Here is a 20,127-nt window from a genome sequence, read left to right on the forward strand (position 1 = left end):
TCGCGACACAAGGCCGCTCCTACAGGGGGGATCGTGCAGGCCTGCGGTATGTCAGTGCTTCATGCCCAGTTCTGCGTCATCCATCAGCGCCTTGGCCATTGCACTCAGGTAGTGAGCAGCCCAGATCATCATGGGCTTCTCTTCCATCAGGCCAGTGATGGTTAGCTCACGGACATAGCCCATCAACTCCGACGACTGCTCGCGGGCGTCCCGACAGGGGATGCCGGGTTCGATGCGGAACAGTGGATGGGTGCCGTTTTCGCCTTGATTGAAAGTGGTCTTGCCGACGGTGAGCTGGGTGTCTTCTGTTGTCATTGTTCAATTCCCTGAAAATTCTCTAATGCCTGGGCCGGCCCTTTCGCGGGCACGCCCGCTCCCACAGATACTGTGCACGTCTTGAAGCCTGTGGTGATCCTGTGGGAGCGGGTTTACCCGCGAAGGGGCCGGCCCTCACAACACATTAAGCAGCCTTAGTGCGAAGTCCTGGGCTCTACGGGCATCTGCACCTGAACCCAGGCCGACTCAAGCAAAGCCCTTAGCGCCTCCAGTTCGTGCATCGAGGTCATCATCAGGATCGATGCCGGTGATCTGGGCTGAAGCAGCAACGCCTGATGCACCACGGTGGCCGCGCATAGTGCGTAGTCGGTGGCCTGGATCAGGGTGTCTTCGAGGGAATGGGGGTTGTGGGGTGGGTCTGGAACGACTTTCAACATTTCGATTTACCGTTATCGGTGCCGCCTCCTGCCTGCTGTCAAACAGTTGGGTGGCAGCTGTACGTGGGTTGACAGACCGGCGGAAATCGTAAAGTTCCGGCGCACGCAAGCGTGCCCGCACGTACAGCCGCCATAATGGCGAACCGCATACGATTTACCGTCACAGCCTGTCAAAGCTGTATCGTTGATGAGCAACGACAGGCCGAGACTAGAGCGCTGCCAGAGCAGCGGCAACGGAAAATGCGCGGCAGGAGTATGTTTGGGAAATGGCCTACAAGGAAGGGGTTAAATCCGACATTTAAGGTGTTCTAAGCGCGATTGCGTCAGGGCGGCGAGGTGACCGGTTTGAATTTTGTGGTGTTGCGCAGATCGAGCGCCGCGCGGGCGGCGCTCGATCTCACAGGCGCCGCATTCCTTTCGCCAAGCCCATGCCAGCCCTAACACAATCCAAAGGCATCACCAACAAACCCCAGGATCAGGTCTATGCTAGAGGCAGCACAGCAGCAAGGACCGCCCATGCCTCGTCCAAGCCACCTGATGATTCTGGCCCTGGCCGCCGCCGCCCTCTATATATATGCACTGGCCAGCGACAACACCCTGCTCGCCCTGCTGGCCAAGCCCGTTCCCGTCCTGGCGCTTATCGCCTGGCTGCGCGGCGCCCCCGCCACACCGTATGGCAGGTGGATCTCGATCGGCCTGGGTTTCTCGGTCGTCGGCGACATACTGCTGGCTGTCCCCGCCGACCTGTTCGTGTTTGGCCTGGGCGCCTTCCTGTGTGCCCACCTGGCCTACCTGCGCGCCTATTGCGGCATCATCCTGCGCCCCGCCCTGCCCGCTCTGATAGCCAGCGCCATCACCGGCATCGTGCTGCTGGGCGTACTTGCCAGCCACGGCCTCGGCCCGTTGCTGGTCCCTGTCGCGTTGTACGCCCTGGCCATCAGCGCCATGCTCTGGCGCGCCCTGGTCTGTGGCGGGCTGGCCGCAATCGGCGCCGGCCTGTTCGTGCTCTCGGACAGCCTGATCGGCATCGACCGCTTCGTCAGCCCGCTCGCCGCCGCGCCGTACCTGATCATCCTCACCTACTGGCTCGGCCAGTGGGCGATTGCTTCATCAGCCAGTCACCGCTCAACCGATAAAGTATTGACCCAGAGCGTGCGCGCAGTGTCGGAAGCTGCTAGAACAGGAGTCTTTCGCATTTGCAAGTAGGGGGACTCGCCAGATGAACTTTACAAGGTACAGAACAGCCAAATTACATGGCATCAGGTCAAATGATATTAATTATCATTCCGAAACTTGTAATTCGTTACCAGTCGCAAGAAACATAATTAACAAAACCACACGCAATGCCCGAATATCAAGGCTTTCAGCCATTTACGAGTGCCTTTTGTTCTTAATCCTACGAATAAATTTGCGACAGAAATTTTACTTGCACCGGGTTTACCCATAAAATCAGCGCGATTGATTCAGCTGCGACATTTGGTCACTGCACGTGCGACACCAAGTCGCCGCTCTACTTATTTCAGACTGCAGAGCTGGGTCTCTGTATAAGGATCTCTAGCATGTCCGATTCGGCAGGACTCATCGCCCACAACTGGGGCTTTGCCATCTTCCTTTTGGGTGTCGTCGGCCTGTGCGCCTTCATGCTCGGCCTGTCCAGCCTGCTCGGTAGCAAGGCCTGGGGCCGCGCCAAGAACGAACCCTTCGAATCCGGCATGCTGCCCGTCGGCAGCGCCCGCCTGCGCCTGTCTGCAAAATTCTATCTGGTCGCGATGCTGTTCGTGATCTTCGATATCGAAGCCCTCTTTCTCTTTGCATGGTCTGTGTCCGTCCGCGAAAGCGGCTGGACCGGGTTCGTCGAAGCGCTCGTTTTCATAGCAATTCTGTTGGCAGGTCTTGTCTACCTTTGGCGCGTCGGGGCACTTGATTGGGCTCCCGAAGGTCGCCGCAAGCGGCAAGCGAAGCTGAAACAATGAGGCTTTGGCAATGCAATACAATCTCACCAGAATCGATCCGGATGCGCCCAACGAGCAGTACCCGGTCGGTGAACGGGAAACCGTCACCGATCAGCTGCTAGAGGACCAGGTCCACAAGAACATCTACATGGGGAAACTCGAAGATGTGCTGCGTGGCGCGGTCAACTGGGGTCGCAAGAACTCCCTGTGGCCGTACAACTTCGGCCTGTCCTGCTGCTACGTGGAAATGACCACGGCCTTCACGGCGCCCCACGACATCGCCCGCTTCGGCGCCGAAGTCATCCGGGCCTCGCCGCGTCAGGCCGACTTCATGGTCATCGCCGGTACCTGCTTCATCAAGATGGCGCCGATCATTCAGCGCCTGTACGAGCAGATGCTCGAGCCGAAGTGGGTCATCTCCATGGGTTCGTGTGCCAACTCCGGTGGCATGTACGACATCTACTCGGTCGTTCAGGGGGTCGACAAGTTCCTCCCCGTGGATGTCTATGTGCCTGGCTGCCCGCCACGCCCTGAGGCTTTCCTGCAAGGCTTGATGCTGCTGCAGGAGTCGATCGGCCAAGAACGACGCCCGCTTTCCTGGGTTGTTGGTGATCAAGGTATTTACCGTGCCGAGATGCCAGCCCAGAAAGACCTGCGTCGTGAGCAGCGCATTGCAGTAACCAACCTGCGCAGCCCCGACGAAGTCTGATCCAGCGACCTGCCGCCCGCTCCCCAAGGAGCCGGCGGCCTGGCTTCATTCTTAACGTTGACCCAAAGCGACCGAGACCATGACAGCGGACAACGCTATTTTCATTCCGCCCTACAAGGCTGACGACCAGGATGTGGTCGTCGAACTGAACAACCGTTTTGGCGCCGAAGCATTCGTCGCCCAGGAAACCCGCACCGGCATGCCCGTGCTGTGGGTCAAGCGCGCCCAGCTCAAAGAGGTGCTCAGCTTCCTGCGCGGTGTCGCCAAGCCTTACAGCATGCTGTATGACCTGCATGGCGTCGACGAGCGTCTGCGCACCCAGCGCCGTGGCCTGCCGGCCGCCGACTTCAGCGTGTTCTACCACCTGATGTCGATCGAGCGTAACAGCGACGTGATGATCAAGGTGTCGCTCAGCGAAGGCGACTTGAACCTGCCGACCGTGACCGGCATCTGGCCAAACGCCAACTGGTACGAGCGCGAAGTCTGGGACATGTTCGGCATCGACTTTGCCGGCCACCCACACCTGAGCCGCATCATGATGCCGCCCACCTGGGAAGGACACCCGCTGCGCAAGGACTACCCAGCCCGTGCCACCGAGTTCGACCCCTACAGCCTGACCCTGGCCAAGCAGCAGCTTGAAGAGGAATCGGCACGCTTCAACCCGGAAGCCTGGGGCATGAAGCGTCAGGGCGCCAACGAGGACTACATGTTCCTCAACCTGGGCCCCAACCACCCGTCTGCCCACGGTGCGTTCCGTATCGTCCTGCAACTGGACGGTGAAGAGATCGTCGACTGCGTGCCGGACATCGGCTACCACCACCGTGGTGCCGAGAAGATGGCCGAGCGCCAGTCCTGGCACAGCTTCATCCCCTACACCGACCGTATCGACTACCTCGGCGGGGTGATGAACAACCTGCCGTACGTACTGGCGGTGGAAAAACTGGCCGGCATCAAGGTGCCGCAGAAGGTCGACGTGATTCGCATCATGCTCGCCGAGTTCTTCCGCATCACCAGCCACCTGCTGTTCCTGGGTACCTACATCCAGGACGTCGGCGCCATGACCCCGGTGTTCTTCACCTTCACCGACCGCCAGCGCGCCTACACCGTGATCGAAGCGATCACCGGTTTCCGCCTGCATCCGGCCTGGTACCGCATCGGTGGCGTCGCCCACGACCTGCCGCGCGGCTGGGACAAGCTGGTCAAGGACTTCGTCGACTGGCTGCCCAAGCGCCTCGACGAGTACACCAAGGCCGCCCTGCAGAACAGCATCCTCAAGGGCCGTACCGTCGGCGTTGCCGCGTACAACACCAAGGAAGCGCTGGAATGGGGCACTACCGGTGCCGGCCTGCGTTCCACCGGTTGCGACTTCGACCTGCGTAAAGCGCGCCCTTACTCCGGCTACGAGAACTTCGAGTTTGAAGTGCCGCTGGCCCACAACGGCGATGCCTACGATCGCTGCATGGTCCGTGTCGAAGAGATGCGCCAGAGTATCCGCATCATCGACCAGTGCCTGCGCAACATGCCGGAAGGCCCGTACAAGGCGGATCACCCGCTGACCACGCCGCCGCCGAAAGAGCGCACCCTGCAGCACATCGAAACCTTGATCACGCACTTCCTGCAAGTCTCGTGGGGCCCGGTCATGCCGGCCAACGAGTCGTTCCAGATGATCGAAGCGACCAAGGGCATCAACAGTTACTACCTGACGAGCGATGGCGGCACCATGAGCTACCGCACCCGGATCCGCACCCCGAGCTACCCGCACCTGCAGCAGATCCCTTCGGTGATCAAAGGCAGCATGGTCGCCGACCTCATTGCGTACCTGGGCAGTATCGACTTCGTTATGGCTGACGTGGACCGCTAAGCATGAACAGCACGCTTATCCAGACAGACCGTTTCGCCCTGAGCGAAACCGAGCGCTCGGCCATCGAGCACGAGATGCATCACTACGAGGACCCGCGCGCGGCGTCCATCGAAGCCTTGAAGATCGTCCAGAAGGAACGTGGCTGGGTGCCGGACGGCGCCATTCACGCCATCGGCGAAGTGCTGGGCATCCCTGCCAGTGACGTCGAAGGCGTGGCCACCTTCTACAGCCAGATCTTCCGCCAGCCGGTCGGCCGCCACATCATCCGCGTGTGCGACAGCATGGTCTGCTACATCGGCGGCCACGAGTCCGTGGTCAGCCAGATCCAGAGCGAACTGGGCATCGGCCTCGGCCAGACCACCGCAGACGGGCGTTTCACCCTGCTGCCGGTGTGCTGCCTGGGCAACTGCGACAAGGCCCCGGCGCTGATGATCGACGACGACACCTTTGGCGACGTGCAGCCGACTGGCGTTTCCAAACTGCTGGAGGGTTACGTATGACCATTACTTCCTTCGGCCCGGCCAACCGCATCGCGCGTTCGGCCGAAACCCACCCACTGACCTGGCGCCTGCGTGACGACGGCGAGCCGGTATGGCTTGCCGAGTACGAATCCAAGAACGGCTACGCCGCTGCCCGCAAGGCACTGGCGCAGATGTCGCAGGACGACATCGTCCAGGCCGTCAAGGACTCCGGCCTCAAGGGCCGTGGCGGTGCGGGCTTCCCCACTGGCGTGAAGTGGGGCCTGATGCCCAAAGACGAATCCATGAACATCCGCTACCTGCTGTGCAACGCGGACGAAATGGAGCCGAACACCTGGAAGGACCGCATGCTGATGGAGCAACAGCCCCATCTGCTGGTCGAGGGCATGCTGATCAGCGCCCGCGCCCTGAAGGCCTACCGCGGCTACATCTTCCTGCGTGGCGAATACACCACCGCAGCGAAGAACCTCAACCGCGCCATCGACGAAGCCAAGGCCGCAGGCCTGCTGGGCAAGAACATCCTCGGTTCGGGCTTCGACTTCGAGCTGTTCGTGCACACCGGCGCCGGTCGCTACATCTGCGGTGAAGAAACCGCACTGATCAACTCGCTCGAAGGCCGCCGCGCCAACCCACGCTCCAAGCCACCCTTCCCTGCCGCCGTTGGCGTGTGGGGCAAGCCGACCTGCGTGAACAACGTCGAGACCCTGTGCAACGTCCCGGCCATCGTCGCCAACGGCAACGACTGGTACAAGTCGCTGGCCCGCGAAGGCAGCGAGGACCACGGCACCAAGCTGATGGGCTTCTCCGGCAAGGTGAAGAACCCGGGCCTGTGGGAACTGCCGTTCGGCGTCACCGCCCGCGAGCTGTTCGAAGACTACGCCGGTGGCATGCGCGACGGCTTCAAGCTCAAGTGCTGGCAGCCAGGCGGCGCCGGTACCGGCTTCCTGCTGCCCGAGCACCTCGACGCCCAGATGTACGCCGGCGGCATCGCCAAGGTCGGCACCCGTATGGGTACGGGCCTGGCCATGGCGGTCGACGACAGCGTCAACATGGTCTCGCTGCTGCGCAACATGGAAGAGTTCTTCGCCCGCGAATCGTGCGGCTGGTGCACCCCTTGCCGTGACGGCCTGCCGTGGAGCGTGAAGATGCTGCGCGCGCTGGAAAACGGCCAGGGCCGCGCCGAAGACATCGAGACCCTGCTGGGTCTGGTCAACTTCCTCGGCCCAGGCCGCACCTTCTGTGCTCACGCACCGGGTGCCGTCGAGCCCTTGGGCAGTGCCATCAAATACTTCCGCTCCGAATTCGAGGCCGGTGTCGCCCCAGCCAGTGCTGCCGACACCCTGCGCCCGAACCTGGCCAAGCCAGTGCCGAGCGGGCCGATCGTGGTCGGCGCATAACAAGATGAGCTGCGGGTGGTCCGTGCCACCCGCCAGCCTGCAGGCCGGCCCGAACAATTCGAGGCGGGCCGCAGGCATACAGATTTCCATTAGCCACGCCCGCTCACGCGGGCCAACGAAGAACTTTGAACAATGGCCACTATCCACGTAGACGGCAAAGCGCTCGAAGTCAACGGTGCAGACAACCTGTTACAGGCGTGTCTGTCGCTCGGCCTCGACATCCCTTATTTCTGCTGGCACCCGGCGCTTGGTAGCGTTGGCGCCTGCCGGCAATGTGCGGTCAAGCAGTACACCGACGAGAACGACACCCGTGGTCGTATCGTCATGTCCTGCATGACCCCTGCCTCCGACGACACCTGGATCTCCATCGAAGATGACGAGTCCAAGGCGTTTCGCGCCAGCGTCGTCGAATGGCTGATGACCAACCACCCGCACGACTGCCCCGTGTGCGAGGAAGGCGGTCACTGCCACCTGCAGGACATGACGGTAATGACCGGCCACAACGAGCGCCGCTACCGTTTCACCAAGCGTACCCACCAGAACCAGGACCTCGGCCCGTTCATCGCCCACGAGATGAACCGCTGCATCGCCTGCTACCGCTGCGTGCGTTACTACAAGGACTACGCAGGCGGCACCGACCTGGGTGTCTACGGCGCCCACGACAACGTGTACTTCGGCCGCGTTGAAGACGGCGTGCTGGAGAGCGAATTCTCCGGCAACCTGACCGAGGTCTGCCCGACCGGTGTGTTCACCGACAAGACCCACTCCGAGCGCTACAACCGCAAGTGGGACATGCAGTTTGCTCCAAGCATCTGCCACGGCTGCTCCAGCGGCTGCAACATCAGCCCGGGCGAGCGCTACGGTGAACTGCGTCGGATCGAGAACCGCTTCAACGGCTCGGTCAACCAGTACTTCCTGTGCGACCGTGGCCGCTTCGGCTATGGCTACGTCAACCGCACCGACCGCCCACGCCAGCCACGCCTGGCCGATGGCACCAAGCTGAGCCTGGACGCCGCCCTGGACAAGGCCGCCGATCTGCTGCGCGGCCGCACCATCGTCGGCATCGGCTCGCCGCGCGCCAGCCTCGAAAGCAACTACGGCCTGCGTGAGCTGGTCGGCGCCGAGTACTTCTACTCCGGCATGGAAGCAGGCGAACTGGCCCGCGTACGCCTGGCCCTGAACGTGCTGAACAACAGCCCGCTGCCCGTGCCGACCCTGCGTGACATCGAAGACCACGACGCGGTGTTCGTGCTCGGTGAAGACCTGACCCAGACCGCCGCCCGTGTTGCCCTGGCCGTACGCCAGGCCACCAAAGGCAAGGCCGAAGCCATGGCCGAGGCGATGAAAGTGCAGCCTTGGCTGGACGCTGCGGTGAAGAACATCGGCCAGCACGCGCTGTACCCGCTGTTCATCGCGTCCCTGGCTGAAACCAAGCTGGACGACGTTGCCGAAGAATGCGTGCACGCAGCCCCCGCCGACCTGGCCCGCATCGGTTTCGCCGTGGCCCACGCCATCGACCCGAGCGCCCCGGCCGTTGCTGGCCTGGACGACGAAGCCAAGGCCCTGGCCCAGCGCATCGCCGACGCCCTGGTCGCGGCCAAGCGCCCGCTGGTGGTTGCCGGTACTTCGCTGGCCGACCCTGCCCTGATCGAAGCCGCCGCCAACATCGCCAAGGCCCTGAAGCTGCGCGACAAGAACGGTTCGCTGAGCCTGGTTGTGCCTGAGGCCAACAGCCTCGGCCTGGCCATGCTGGGCGGTGAGTCCGTCGATGCCGCGCTGGATGCGGTCATCAGCGGCAAGGCCGACGCCATCGTGATCGTCGAAAACGACCTGTACACCCGCGTAGCGGCCGCCAAGGTCGATGCTGCCCTGGCCGCAGCCAAGGTGGTGATCGTCGCCGATCACTCCCACACCGCGACCCTGGAGCGCGCCCACCTGGTGCTGCCGGCGGCCTCGTTCGCCGAAGGCGACGGTACCCTGGTCAGCCAGGAAGGCCGTGCCCAGCGCTTCTTCCAGGTGTTCGACCCGCAGTACCTGGACAGCAGCATCCTGGTCCACGAAGGCTGGCGCTGGATGCACGCCCTGCGTGCCACCCTGCTGAACAAGCCGGTCGACTGGACCCAGTTGGACCACGTCACCAGCGCCTGCGCCGAAGCCGCCCCGCAACTGGCCGGCATCGTCAACGCTGCGCCAAGCGCCGCCTTCCGCATCAAGGGCATGAAGCTTGCCCGTGAGCCGCTGCGCTACTCCGGCCGTACCGCCATGCGCGCCAACATCAGCGTGCACGAGCCACGCACCCCGCAAGACAAGGACACCGCGTTCGCCTTCTCGATGGAAGGCTACTCGGGCTCCGCCGAACCGCGCCAGCAAGTGCCGTTCGCCTGGTCGCCGGGCTGGAACTCGCCGCAAGCCTGGAACAAGTTCCAGGACGAGGTCGGTGGCCACCTGCGTGCCGGTGACCCGGGCGTGCGCCTGATCGAATCGCAAGGCGATCGCCTGAACTGGTTCAACGCCATCCCGGGCGCCTTCAACCCGGCCCGCGGCACCTGGACTGCAGTACCGTTCTTCCACCTGTTCGGCAGCGAAGAAAGCTCCTCGCGCGCCGCCCCGGTGCAAACGCGTATTCCGGCCGCCTACGTCGGCCTGGCCAAGTCCGAAGCCGACCGCCTGGGTGTCAACGAAGGTGCGCTGCTGAGCCTGAACGTGGCTGGCGTGGCCCTGCGCCTGCCGCTGCGTATCAATGAAGAGCTGGGCGCAGGCCTGGTCGCGCTGCCGAAAGGCCTGGCTGGCATTCCGCCTGCCATCTTCGGTGCACCCGTAGAAGGCCTGCAGGAGGCAGCACAATGAGCTGGTTCACCCCCGAAGTGATCGATGTGATCATCCAGGTCGTCAAGGCTATCGTGGTGCTGCTGGCCGTAGTGGTCTGCGGCGCCCTGCTCAGCTTCGTCGAGCGCCGCCTGCTGGGCTGGTGGCAGGATCGCTACGGTCCTAACCGTGTCGGCCCGTTCGGCATGTTCCAGATCGCCGCCGACATGCTGAAGATGTTCTTCAAGGAAGACTGGAACCCGCCCTTCGTCGACAAGATGATTTTCACCCTGGCGCCGGTCGTGGCCATGAGCGCGCTGCTGATCGGCTTCTCGATCATCCCGATCACACCCGGCTGGGGCGTTGCCGACCTGAACATCGGCCTGCTGTTCTTCTTCGCCATGGCTGGCCTGTCGGTATACGCCGTACTGTTCGCCGGTTGGTCGTCGAACAACAAGTACGCCTTGCTGGGCAGCCTGCGGGCGTCGGCACAGACCGTTTCGTACGAGGTGTTCCTGGGCCTGGCGCTGATGGGCGTGGTGGTGCAGGTGGGTTCGTTCAACATGCGCGACATCGTTGAATACCAGGCCCAGAACCTGTGGTTCATCATTCCGCAGTTCTTCGGCTTCTGCACCTTCTTCATCGCTGGCGTTGCCGTGACTCACCGTCACCCGTTCGACCAGCCAGAAGCGGAACAGGAACTGGCCGACGGCTACCACATCGAGTATGCCGGCATGAAATGGGGCATGTTCTTCGTCGGTGAGTACATCGGCATCATCCTCATCTCGGCGCTGCTGGTGACCCTGTTCTTCGGCGGCTGGCACGGCCCGTTCGGCATCCTGCCGCAGGTGCCGTTCCTGTGGTTCGCGCTGAAAACCGCGTTCTTCATCATGCTGTTCATCCTGCTGCGCGCCTCGATCCCGCGCCCACGCTATGACCAGGTGATGGACTTCAGCTGGAAGTTCTGCCTGCCGCTGACCCTGATCAATTTGCTGGTGACCGCTGCGATCGTGCTTTACAACACGCCAGCCGTCGCGGCCCAGTGAGGATTTGACCCATGTTCAAATATATCGGCGACATCGTTAAAGGCACCGGCACTCAGCTGCGCAGCCTGGCAATGGTGTTCTCCCACGGGTTCCGCAAGCGCGACACCCTGCAGTACCCGGAAGAAGCTGTGTACCTGCCGCCGCGCTATCGCGGCCGCATCGTCCTCACCCGCGACCCCGACGGCGAGGAGCGCTGCGTGGCGTGCAACCTCTGCGCGGTGGCCTGCCCGGTCGGCTGCATCTCGCTGCAGAAGGCCGAGACCGAGGACGGCCGTTGGTACCCTGAGTTCTTCCGCATCAACTTCTCGCGTTGCATCTTCTGCGGCCTGTGCGAGGAAGCGTGCCCGACCACCGCGATCCAGCTGACTCCGGATTTCGAAATGGCCGAGTTCAAGCGTCAGGACCTGGTGTACGAGAAAGAAGATCTGCTGATCTCCGGCCCCGGCAAGAACCCTGACTACAACTTCTACCGTGTTGCGGGTATGGCAATCGCTGGCAAGCCGAAGGGCTCTGCGCAGAACGAGGCCGAGCCGATCAACGTGAAGAGCTTGCTCCCATAAGGACAGAAAGATGGAATTCGCTTTCTACTTCGCATCCGGGATCGCCGTGGTCTCCACCCTTCGGGTGGTAACCGGCACCAACCCCGTGCACGCCCTGCTCTACCTGATCATTTCGCTGATTTCCGTGGCAATGATCTTCTTCGCCCTCGGTGCGCCGTTTGCCGGCGCCCTGGAAGTGATCGCCTACGCTGGCGCCATCATGGTGCTGTTCGTGTTCGTGGTGATGATGCTCAACCTGGGGCCGGCCTCGGTCGCCCAGGAACGCGGCTGGCTCAAGCCCGGCATATGGGCGGGGCCGGTGATACTGGGCACCCTGCTGCTGCTGGAGCTGCTGTACGTGCTGTTCGTCACCCCGAGCGGTGCCGGCATCAGCGGCACCACCGTGGGCCCGAAAGAAGTGGGCATCAGCCTGTTCGGCCCGTACCTGCTGGTGGTCGAACTGGCTTCGATGCTGCTGCTCGCCGCAGCCGTCACCGCCTTCCACCTGGGCCGCAACGAGGCGAAGGAGTAAATCATGGGTGCTATCCCTCTCGAGCATGGTCTGGCGGTCGCCGGCATCCTGTTCTGCTTAGGTCTGGTTGGCCTGATGGTCCGCCGCAACATCCTCTTCGTGCTCATGAGCCTGGAAGTCATGATGAACGCCTCTGCCCTGGCGTTCGTCGTCGCCGGTGCCCGTTGGGTCCAGCCCGACGGCCAGGTGATGTTCATTCTGGTGATCAGCCTGGCAGCCGCCGAGGCCAGCATTGGCCTGGCCATCCTGCTGCAGCTGTATCGCCGCTTCCACACTCTCGACATCGATGCTGCCAGTGAGATGCGCGGATGAACCTTCTCTTCCTGACTTTCGTCTTCCCCCTGATCGGCTTCCTGCTGCTGTCGTTCTCGCGCGGGCGGTTCTCGGAGAACCTGTCCGCCCTGATCGGCGTCGGCTCGGTCGGCCTCTCGGCCGCGACGGCCGCCTACGTCATCTGGCAATTCAACGTCGCACCGCCTGAAGGCGGCGCGTACAGCCAGCTGCTGTGGCAGTGGATGTCGGTGGACGGCTTCGCGCCGACCTTCACCCTGCACCTGGACGGCCTGTCGGTCACCATGCTCGGCGTAGTCACTGGCGTGGGCTTCCTGATCCACCTGTTCGCGTCCTGGTACATGCGTGGCGAAGCCGGTTACTCGCGCTTCTTCTCGTACACCAACCTGTTCATCGCCAGCATGCTGTTCCTGATCCTGGGCGATAACCTGCTGTTCATCTACTTCGGCTGGGAAGGCGTGGGCCTGTGCTCGTACCTGTTGATCGGTTTCTACTACAGCAACCGCAACAACGGTAACGCGGCACTCAAGGCCTTCATCGTCACCCGCATCGGCGACGTGTTCATGGCCATCGGCCTGTTCATCCTGTTCGCCCAGCTGGGTACCCTGAACGTTCAGGAACTGCTGGTGCTGGCACCGCAGAAGTTCCAGGCGGGCGACACCTGGATGGTGCTGGCGACCCTGATGCTGCTGGGTGGCGCGGTCGGTAAATCGGCCCAGCTGCCCTTGCAGACCTGGCTGGCCGACGCGATGGCAGGCCCGACCCCGGTTTCGGCACTGATCCACGCGGCAACCATGGTGACCGCGGGCGTGTACCTGATCGCCCGTACCAACGGCCTGTTCCTGCTGGCCCCGGACATCCTGCACCTGGTGGGTGTGGTCGGTGGTGTGACCCTGGTGCTGGCCGGATTCGCCGCGCTGGTACAGACCGACATCAAGCGTATCCTCGCCTACTCGACCATGAGCCAGATCGGCTACATGTTCCTGGCCCTGGGCGTGGGTGCCTGGGACGCGGCGATCTTCCACCTGATGACCCACGCCTTCTTCAAGGCCCTGCTGTTCCTTGCGTCCGGTGCGGTGATCGTTGCCTGCCACCACGAGCAGAACATCTTCAAGATGGGCGGCCTGTGGAAGAAGCTGCCGCTGGCCTACGCCAGCTTCGTGGTCGGTGGCGCCGCCCTGGCGGCCCTGCCGATCGTGACCGTGGGCTTCTACTCCAAGGACGAGATCCTCTGGGAAGCCTTCGCCAGCGGCAATACCGGCCTGCTGTACGCCGGCCTGGTCGGTGCGTTCATGACCTCGCTGTACACCTTCCGCCTGATCTTCATCGCCTTCCACGGCGAAGCCAAGACCGAAGCCCACGCCGGCCACGGCATCAGCCACTGGCTGCCACTGGGCGTGCTGATCGTGCTGTCGACCTTCGTCGGCGCCTGGATCACCCCACCGCTGGCAGGCGTGCTGCCTGAAAGCGCCGGCCACGCCGGTGGTGACGCCAAGCACTCGCTGGAGATCGCCTCGGGCGCCATCGCCATCGCCGGTATCCTGCTGTCAGCCCTGCTGTTCCTGGGCAAGCGCCGCTTCGTCAGCGCGATCGCCAACAGCGGCATCGGCCGTGTCCTGTCGGCCTGGTGGTTCGCCGCCTGGGGCTTCGACTGGATCTACGACAAGCTCTTCGTCAAACCCTACCTGCTGATCTGCCACATCCTGCGCAAGGACCCGGTAGACCGCAGCATCGGCCTGATCCCTCGGATGGCACGTGGCGGCCACGTCGCCATGAGCAAGACCGAGACCGGCCAACTGCGCTGGTACACCGCCTCGATCGCCGTCGGCGCCGTGCTGGTGCTCGGTGCTGTGGTAGTAGCTGCGGTATGACTATGAATCTTGCGACTTTGCCAAAGGAAACCAACCCGTCATGATTTTGCCTTGGCTGATCCTGATCCCCTTCATCGGCGGCTTCCTGTGCTGGCTGGGTGAGCGCTTCGGCGCCACCCTGCCGCGCTGGATCGCGCTGCTGACCATGTCCCTGTTGCTCGGCATCGGCCTGTACCTGTGGGGCACCGGCGACTACACCCTGGCGCCTGCGCCGGGTGCCGAACCTGCCTGGGCACTCGAATACAAAGTCGAGTGGATCAAGCGCTTCGGCATCAGCATCCACCTGGCCCTCGATGGCCTGTCGCTGCTGATGATCCTGCTCACCGGCCTGCTCGGTGTGCTGTCGGTACTGTGCTCCTGGAAAGAGATCCAGCGCCACGTCGGCTTCTTCCACCTCAACCTGATGTGGATCCTCGGCGGCGTGGTCGGTGTGTTCCTGGCCCTGGACCTGTTCCTGTTCTTCTTCTTCTGGGAAATGATGCTGGTGCCGATGTATTTCCTCATCGCGCTCTGGGGTCACAGCTCGGCGGACGGCAAGAAGACCCGGATCTACGCCGCGACCAAGTTCTTCATCTTCACCCAGGCCAGCGGCCTGATCATGCTGGTGGCGATCCTTGGCCTGGTGCTGGTCAACTACAACACCACCGGCGTGCTCACCTTCAACTACAGCGACCTGCTCAAGGCCGAGCTGCCACCTGGCGTCGAGTACGTGCTGATGCTGGGCTTCTTCATCGCCTTCGCGGTCAAGCTGCCAGTGGTGCCGTTCCACTCCTGGTTGCCTGATGCGCACGCCCAGGCGCCAACCGCAGGTTCCGTGGACCTGGCGGGTATCTTGTTGAAGACTGCGGCCTACGGCCTGCTGCGCTTCGCCCTGCCGCTGTTCCCGAACGCTTCGGCAGAGTTTGCGCCGATCGCCATGAGCCTGGGCCTGATCGGTATCTTCTACGGTGCCTTCCTGGCCTTCGCGCAAACCGACATCAAGCGCCTGATCGCCTTCTCCAGCGTCTCGCACATGGGCTTCGTGCTGATCGGTATCTACTCCGGCAGCCAGCAAGCCCTGCAAGGCGCGGTGATCCAGATGCTGGCCCACGGCCTGTCGGCCGCCGCACTGTTCATCCTGTCCGGCCAGCTGTACGAGCGCCTGCACACCCGTGACATGCGTCAAATGGGTGGCCTGTGGCACCGCATCGCCTACCTGCCTGCGATCAGCCTGTTCTTCGCCGCCGCATCGCTGGGCCTGCCAGGCACCGGCAACTTCGTCGGCGAGTTCCTGATCCTGATCGGCAGCTTCGCCAGCGTGCCATGGATCACCGTGATCGCCACCACCGGCCTGGTCTTCGGCTCGGTCTACTCGCTGATCATGATCCACCGTGCCTACTTCGGCCCAAGCAAGAGCGACACCGTGCTGGCCGGCATGGACGGCCGCGAGCTGATCATGGTGCTGGGCCTGGCGGTGCTGCTGATCGTGCTTGGCGTGTACCCGCAGCCGTTCCTCGACACTTCTGCCGCCACCATGAGCGGTGTGCAGCAGTGGCTTGGTTCCGCTTTCACTCAACTCGCTTCGGCCCGGTAAGAGCGCTATGGAATTCACCACTCAACACTTCATCGCATTGGCGCCGATGCTGATCACCACCATCACCACGGTGGTGGTGATGCTGGCGATCGCCTGGAAGCGCAACCACTCGCAGACCTTCCTGCTGTCCACCGTGGGCCTTAACCTGGCCCTGCTGTCGATTCTGCCGGCCCTCAAGGTTGCACCGCTGGCGGTCACCTCGCTGATCACCATCGACAAGTTCGCCTGCCTGTACATGGCGATCATCCTGGTGGCCACGCTGGCTTGCGTCACCCTCGCCCACGCCTACCTCGGCGAAGGCTCCAAGGGCTTCCCGGGCAACCGCGAAGAGCTGTACCTGCTGCTGCTGATGTCGGCCCTCGGTGGCCTGGTGCTGGTCAGCGCCAACCACCTGGCCGGCCTGTTCATCGGCCTGGAGCTGCTGTCTGTGCCGGTTTACGGCCTGGTGGCGTACGCCTTCTTCAACAAGCGCTCGCTGGAAGCCGGCATCAAGTACATGGTGCTGTCGGCCGCAGGTTCGGCCTTCCTGCTGTTCGGCATGGCACTGCTGTACGCCGATGCAGGCAGCCTGAGCTTCGACCAGATCGGCAAAGCCCTGGCAGCCACCAACATGCCAAGCCTGGTTGCGCAACTGGGCCTGGGCATGATGCTGGTCGGCCTGGCCTTCAAGCTGTCGCTGGTCCCCTTCCACCTGTGGACCCCGGACGTGTACGAAGGCGCCCCGGCCCCGGTTGCCGCGTTCCTGGCCACCGCGAGCAAGGTGGCGGTGTTCGCCGTGGTCGTGCGCCTGTTCATGCTCTCCCCTGCTGCCAGCAGCGGCGTGCTGAGCACCGTACTGGCGGTGATCGCAGTTGCCTCGATCCTGGTCGGTAACCTGCTGGCACTGACCCAGAGCAACCTCAAGCGCCTGCTCGGTTACTCGTCCATCGCCCACTTCGGCTACCTGGTGATCGCCCTGGTCGCCAGCAAGGGCCTGGCCCTGGAAGCCATGGGCGTGTACCTGGTCACCTACGTGATCACCAGCCTTGGCGCCTTCGGTGTCATCACGCTGATGTCCTCGCCTTACGGCGGCCGTGACGCCGATGCCCTGTACGAGTACCGCGGCCTGTTCTGGCGCCGCCCGTACCTGACTGCGGTACTGACCGTGATGATGCTGTCGCTGGCCGGTATCCCGCTGACTGCGGGCTTCATCGGCAAGTTCTACATCATCGCCACCGGCGTCGAGTCGCACCTGTGGTGGCTGGTCGGTGCCCTGGTGATCGGTAGCGCCATCGGCGTTTACTACTACCTGCGCGTCATGGTCACCCTGTACCTGGTCGAGCCGAACCTGCGTCGCCACGACGCTCCGCTGAAGTGGGAACAGCGCACTGGCGGCGTCATGCTGCTGGCTATCGCGATCCTGGCCTTCGTGCTCGGTGTGTACCCGCAACCGCTGCTGGAAATGGTTCAGCAGGCGGGCCTGCAACTGATCGGCTGACCTTCAGCGATCCTGAACAACCCCGCCTCGGCGGGGTTGTTCTTTTTCAGGACTACAGAACGAAAGCTGTGCTTCGTCTGACACTTGCAGCGTCAGATTCCCGCTTATCGATCTGGAAGCCCTTGCCATGCGCCCTACCCTCCCCCTCTCCTTGCTGGCCCTGTTGGTCTCCAGCGCCACCCAGGCCACAGGCCGCGTCGAACTCGACCAAGTGTTGATCGAAGATCAGCGACAGACCGAGCTGGAGGCCGCCGCCGAGCACCTTCGGGAAATCCCTGGCGCCAGCAATCTGGTGGACATGAACCGCGTGGGGCAAGGCCGGGTCGCCAGCAATCAGGATGTGCTGGCCTACCAACCTGGGGTGTTCGCCCAGTCGGCGGGCAACGATGGCATCAAGCTGTCGATCCGTGGCTCGGGCATCAACCGCGCTCCAGGGGCGCACGGCTCCGGGGTCTACACGATGTTCGACGGCTTGCCGCTGACCGGCCCCGGCGGCACCCCCTATGAGCTGTTCGAGCCGCTATGGCTGAGCCGCGCCGAGGTACTGCGCGGGGCCAATGGCTTCGATCAGGGCGCCCTGGCTCTGGGGGGTGCCATCAACTATGTCACCCACACCGGTTACGATGCCGCGCCACTGCAGGTGCGCTACGAGGTCGGTAGCCGCGGCTACCAGCATCGGCACATCAGTTCTGGCCAGGTGCTGGGCAACCTCGATTACTACGTGGCGCTGACCGACTCGGAATACGACGGCTATCAGGCGCACAGCAGTGGCAGCGCCAAGGGTATCGCCGCCAATGTCGGCTACCGGTTCAACCCGAACCTGGAAACGCGTTTCTACCTGCGCTACCGCGAAACCGAGAACGACCTGGCCGGGCGCCTGACCAAGGACCAGATCAAGCACGACCCGCGTGCCGCCAACGCGGCGTACCTGGCCCGCGACGACAGCCGGCCGCAACCGGGCAGCACCTGGGTGGCCAACAAGACCACCTTCTACCTTGAGGACGATGCCCGGGTAGAAGCCGGGCTGGTCTATCACGACTTCCCGATGGACCTGCGCGAAGGCCCAATGCGCCTCAAGGTGGCCTACACCGATGTCAGCGGCACCCTGAACTACCTGCGCCGCGATACCCTGCTGGGCCACGAGAGCAAGACCACCGTGGGCTGGCGAACCACCAAACACCTGCCCAACAGCGGTGCCTCGCAATTTGCCCGCACCAGCGGTGACAACTTCGGCGCGCGCAGCCGCGACTTCAGCTACCAGGGCTCGGATACCGTGCTGCATGTCGGCAACGATCTGGAGCTGATCCCTGATTTGTGGCTGACCACGGGCCTGGCGATGATCTATACCCGACGTGAAAGTGACGTCAGCTACCCTGCCACCGGCGGCAAGGTCAGCCAGCATGACTGGGACTACGCGCCGCGCCTGGGCCTGCGCTATGACATCAACCCGCACCTGCAGGTCTATGGCAACCTGAGCCGGTCCGTCGAGCCACCGCACCCGTGGTCGCTGATCTGGAGCGCCACGGCTGCGACACAACCTGTCGAAATGCAGAACCAGACAGCCACCACGCTTGAACTGGGCGCACGCGGCGACTCTGCGCTGGGGCGCTGGGACCTGGCGTGGTATTACTCGCAAGTGCGCCACGAACTGCTGGCCGTGGAAATCGTGCAGGGCCTGCCGGCCAAAGAATACAATGCCAGCGCCACCGTGCACCAAGGTGTCGAGGCGGGCCTGGACAGCACCTTGTGGGAGCAAGCCGGCAGGGGCAAGCTGAGCCTGCGCCAGGCCTACACCTTCAGTGATTTCCACTACCGCGACGATGACACCTTCGCTGACAACCGCTTGCCTGGCATCCCCATGCATTACTACCAGGCCGAGTTGCGCTATGACTGGCCGAGCGGGTTTTATGCCGGAGTCAACACGCAGATGGCCTCCAAGGTGCAGGTCGACTATGCCAACAGTTACCACGCCGACGCCTATGCCTTGCTGGGGGCACGCCTGGGTTGGGACTCACCGAAACAGGACTGGCAGACCTGGCTGGACCTGCGCAACCTGACCAACAAGCGCTATGCCGCGACAGTGACACCGGGTTACAACGATGGCGGGCAGGACATCGCCCGGTCGACGCCGGGCGAAGGGTTTGCGGTCTATGCAGGGGTGTCCTACAGCTTCCGATAAACGGCCGGGGCCGCTGTGCGGCCCATTGCCATCACCCTCAAACCGCCCTGTTCAACTTCACCCACGTGGCGAACTTGTCGACAAAGGCCTGCAGAAACGGCCGAGTCTTGTCGTTGAGCTTCCCCGAATCCTCGAACAGGTTGGCCGCGCCACCGAGGTACGCCTCAGGCATCTGCATGCAGGGCATGTCGAGAAACACCAGCGACTGGCGCACGGCATGGTTGGCGCCAAAACCGCCAATCGCCCCCGGCGACACACTCACCACCGCAGCCGGTTTGCCGCTCCAGGCGCTTTGACCATAGGGCCGCGAGCCGACGTCGATGGCGTTTTTCAGGCAACCCGGCACCGAACGGTTGTACTCCGGCGTGACGAACAGCACCGCATCACTGCCGCGGATCTGCTCGCGAAAGCGCTGCCAGGGCTCAGGTGCGTTGGCCTCGACGTCCTCGTTATACAAGGGCAGGTCACCAATCTCGACGATCTTCAAGGCAAGGCTGGACGGCGCCAGCTCCGAAAGTGCGCGGGCTACCTTGCGGTTGTAGGAATCCTTGCGCAAGCTGCCGACGACGACCGCTACCGAATACACCTGGCTCATGGCGATTTCCAACCTTTGCTGGCTAAGAGACGTTGTAGTTATAGATGACCGTTTCTCGCCGCTTTGGTTTTTTTTCCACGAGGGGAAAACTTCCGGGTATCTTGTACG

18 protein-coding genes are annotated in these 20,127 nt (G+C 63.1%); 15 read left to right on the forward strand and 3 right to left on the reverse strand.

Annotation, left to right across the window (positions count from 1 at the left end; all coding sequences use genetic code 11):
• Nucleotides 1-51 precede the first annotated feature (51 nt).
• On the reverse strand, nucleotides 52-315 hold the full coding sequence (locus NP534_RS13545) for a DUF3077 domain-containing protein (RefSeq protein ID WP_274099038.1): 264 nt from the start codon (nucleotides 313-315) through the stop codon (nucleotides 52-54).
• 155 nt (nucleotides 316-470) lie between these two features.
• Nucleotides 471-713: a hypothetical protein gene (locus NP534_RS13550; protein ID WP_274099039.1), complete on the reverse strand. Its 243-nt coding sequence runs from the start codon at nucleotides 711-713 to the stop codon at nucleotides 471-473.
• 516 nt (nucleotides 714-1,229) lie between these two features.
• Between NP534_RS13550 and NP534_RS13555 the strand changes: the two genes are divergently transcribed.
• From NP534_RS13555 to NP534_RS13625, 15 genes are all read left to right on the forward strand, one after another.
• On the forward strand, nucleotides 1,230-1,919 hold the full coding sequence (locus tag NP534_RS13555) for a lysoplasmalogenase (protein WP_274099040.1): 690 nt from the start codon (nucleotides 1,230-1,232) through the stop codon (nucleotides 1,917-1,919).
• Nucleotides 1,920-2,272: 353 nt separating this feature from the next.
• The gene (locus NP534_RS13560; RefSeq protein WP_003251427.1) at nucleotides 2,273-2,686 is read left to right on the forward strand and encodes an NADH-quinone oxidoreductase subunit A; all 414 of its coding nucleotides are present in this window, start codon (nucleotides 2,273-2,275) and stop codon (nucleotides 2,684-2,686) included.
• Between the two features lie 10 nt (nucleotides 2,687-2,696).
• Complete coding sequence (locus NP534_RS13565) at nucleotides 2,697-3,374, forward strand: NuoB/complex I 20 kDa subunit family protein (protein WP_012313769.1); 678 nt, start codon at nucleotides 2,697-2,699, stop codon at nucleotides 3,372-3,374.
• Between the two features lie 79 nt (nucleotides 3,375-3,453).
• A complete protein-coding gene (gene nuoC / locus NP534_RS13570; protein WP_274099041.1) occupies nucleotides 3,454-5,235 on the forward strand; it encodes an NADH-quinone oxidoreductase subunit C/D in 1,782 nt (593 codons plus the stop codon).
• A 2-nt stretch (nucleotides 5,236-5,237) separates the two neighbouring features.
• Nucleotides 5,238-5,735, forward strand: coding sequence for an NADH-quinone oxidoreductase subunit NuoE (gene nuoE / locus NP534_RS13575; protein WP_027592810.1), 498 nt, complete (start codon nucleotides 5,238-5,240; stop codon nucleotides 5,733-5,735).
• Nucleotides 5,732-7,111: an NADH-quinone oxidoreductase subunit NuoF gene (nuoF, locus tag NP534_RS13580; protein ID WP_033699184.1), complete on the forward strand. Its 1,380-nt coding sequence runs from the start codon at nucleotides 5,732-5,734 to the stop codon at nucleotides 7,109-7,111. Before nuoE ends, nuoF begins: the two co-directional genes overlap by 4 nt.
• Nucleotides 7,112-7,243: 132 nt before the next feature.
• Entirely contained in the window at nucleotides 7,244-9,958 is a 2,715-nt protein-coding gene (nuoG, locus tag NP534_RS13585) for an NADH-quinone oxidoreductase subunit NuoG (protein ID WP_274099042.1), read from the forward strand.
• Nucleotides 9,955-10,962 carry an NADH-quinone oxidoreductase subunit NuoH gene (gene nuoH / locus NP534_RS13590; RefSeq protein WP_012273297.1) on the forward strand — a complete coding sequence of 336 codons (1,008 nt, stop codon included), beginning with the start codon at nucleotides 9,955-9,957 and terminating at the stop codon, nucleotides 10,960-10,962. Before nuoG ends, nuoH begins: the two co-directional genes overlap by 4 nt.
• A gap of 11 nt (nucleotides 10,963-10,973) precedes the next feature.
• The gene (gene nuoI / locus NP534_RS13595; RefSeq protein WP_027592814.1) at nucleotides 10,974-11,522 is read left to right on the forward strand and encodes an NADH-quinone oxidoreductase subunit NuoI; all 549 of its coding nucleotides are present in this window, start codon (nucleotides 10,974-10,976) and stop codon (nucleotides 11,520-11,522) included.
• Nucleotides 11,523-11,532: 10 nt separating this feature from the next.
• Nucleotides 11,533-12,033 carry an NADH-quinone oxidoreductase subunit J gene (gene nuoJ / locus NP534_RS13600; protein WP_012313764.1) on the forward strand — a complete coding sequence of 167 codons (501 nt, stop codon included), beginning with the start codon at nucleotides 11,533-11,535 and terminating at the stop codon, nucleotides 12,031-12,033.
• Between the two features lie 3 nt (nucleotides 12,034-12,036).
• Nucleotides 12,037-12,345, forward strand: a complete 309-nt coding sequence (nuoK, locus tag NP534_RS13605; protein ID WP_003251446.1) for an NADH-quinone oxidoreductase subunit NuoK — start codon at nucleotides 12,037-12,039, stop codon at nucleotides 12,343-12,345.
• Entirely contained in the window at nucleotides 12,342-14,195 is a 1,854-nt protein-coding gene (nuoL, locus tag NP534_RS13610) for an NADH-quinone oxidoreductase subunit L (RefSeq protein ID WP_033699189.1), read from the forward strand. The genes nuoK and nuoL overlap by 4 nt, the downstream gene beginning before the upstream one ends.
• Before the next feature lie 40 nt (nucleotides 14,196-14,235).
• A complete protein-coding gene (nuoM, locus tag NP534_RS13615) occupies nucleotides 14,236-15,768 on the forward strand; it encodes an NADH-quinone oxidoreductase subunit M (protein ID WP_274099043.1) in 1,533 nt (510 codons plus the stop codon).
• Between the two features lie 7 nt (nucleotides 15,769-15,775).
• A complete protein-coding gene (nuoN, locus tag NP534_RS13620; RefSeq protein ID WP_033699194.1) occupies nucleotides 15,776-17,245 on the forward strand; it encodes an NADH-quinone oxidoreductase subunit NuoN in 1,470 nt (489 codons plus the stop codon).
• A gap of 127 nt (nucleotides 17,246-17,372) precedes the next feature.
• Nucleotides 17,373-19,424, forward strand: coding sequence for a TonB-dependent receptor family protein (locus NP534_RS13625; RefSeq protein WP_274099044.1), 2,052 nt, complete (start codon nucleotides 17,373-17,375; stop codon nucleotides 19,422-19,424).
• Between the two features lie 37 nt (nucleotides 19,425-19,461).
• On the opposite strand, the gene NP534_RS13630 is transcribed toward NP534_RS13625, so the two are convergent.
• Nucleotides 19,462-20,019, reverse strand: a complete 558-nt coding sequence (locus NP534_RS13630; protein WP_274099045.1) for an NADPH-dependent FMN reductase — start codon at nucleotides 20,017-20,019, stop codon at nucleotides 19,462-19,464.
• Nucleotides 20,020-20,127: the final 108 nt, after the last annotated feature.

It is taken from the genome of Pseudomonas sp. 39004, assembly GCF_028682155.1.
Lineage (GTDB): Bacteria > Pseudomonadota > Gammaproteobacteria > Pseudomonadales > Pseudomonadaceae > Aquipseudomonas > Aquipseudomonas capeferrum.

Coding starts and splice junctions, on each gene's coding strand:
- NP534_RS13545 (WP_274099038.1), bottom strand. CDS start 315: ATGACAACAGAAGACACCCAGCTCACCGTCGGCAAGACCACTTTCAAT.
- NP534_RS13550 (WP_274099039.1), bottom strand. CDS start 713: ATGTTGAAAGTCGTTCCAGACCCACCCCACAACCCCCATTCCCTCGAA.
- NP534_RS13555 (WP_274099040.1), top strand. CDS start 1,230: ATGCCTCGTCCAAGCCACCTGATGATTCTGGCCCTGGCCGCCGCCGCC.
- NP534_RS13560 (WP_003251427.1), top strand. CDS start 2,273: ATGTCCGATTCGGCAGGACTCATCGCCCACAACTGGGGCTTTGCCATC.
- NP534_RS13565 (WP_012313769.1), top strand. CDS start 2,697: ATGCAATACAATCTCACCAGAATCGATCCGGATGCGCCCAACGAGCAG.
- nuoC (WP_274099041.1), top strand. CDS start 3,454: ATGACAGCGGACAACGCTATTTTCATTCCGCCCTACAAGGCTGACGAC.
- nuoE (WP_027592810.1), top strand. CDS start 5,238: ATGAACAGCACGCTTATCCAGACAGACCGTTTCGCCCTGAGCGAAACC.
- nuoF (WP_033699184.1), top strand. CDS start 5,732: ATGACCATTACTTCCTTCGGCCCGGCCAACCGCATCGCGCGTTCGGCC.
- nuoG (WP_274099042.1), top strand. CDS start 7,244: ATGGCCACTATCCACGTAGACGGCAAAGCGCTCGAAGTCAACGGTGCA.
- nuoH (WP_012273297.1), top strand. CDS start 9,955: ATGAGCTGGTTCACCCCCGAAGTGATCGATGTGATCATCCAGGTCGTC.
- nuoI (WP_027592814.1), top strand. CDS start 10,974: ATGTTCAAATATATCGGCGACATCGTTAAAGGCACCGGCACTCAGCTG.
- nuoJ (WP_012313764.1), top strand. CDS start 11,533: ATGGAATTCGCTTTCTACTTCGCATCCGGGATCGCCGTGGTCTCCACC.
- nuoK (WP_003251446.1), top strand. CDS start 12,037: ATGGGTGCTATCCCTCTCGAGCATGGTCTGGCGGTCGCCGGCATCCTG.
- nuoL (WP_033699189.1), top strand. CDS start 12,342: ATGAACCTTCTCTTCCTGACTTTCGTCTTCCCCCTGATCGGCTTCCTG.
- nuoM (WP_274099043.1), top strand. CDS start 14,236: ATGATTTTGCCTTGGCTGATCCTGATCCCCTTCATCGGCGGCTTCCTG.
- nuoN (WP_033699194.1), top strand. CDS start 15,776: ATGGAATTCACCACTCAACACTTCATCGCATTGGCGCCGATGCTGATC.
- NP534_RS13625 (WP_274099044.1), top strand. CDS start 17,373: ATGCGCCCTACCCTCCCCCTCTCCTTGCTGGCCCTGTTGGTCTCCAGC.
- NP534_RS13630 (WP_274099045.1), bottom strand. CDS start 20,019: ATGAGCCAGGTGTATTCGGTAGCGGTCGTCGTCGGCAGCTTGCGCAAG.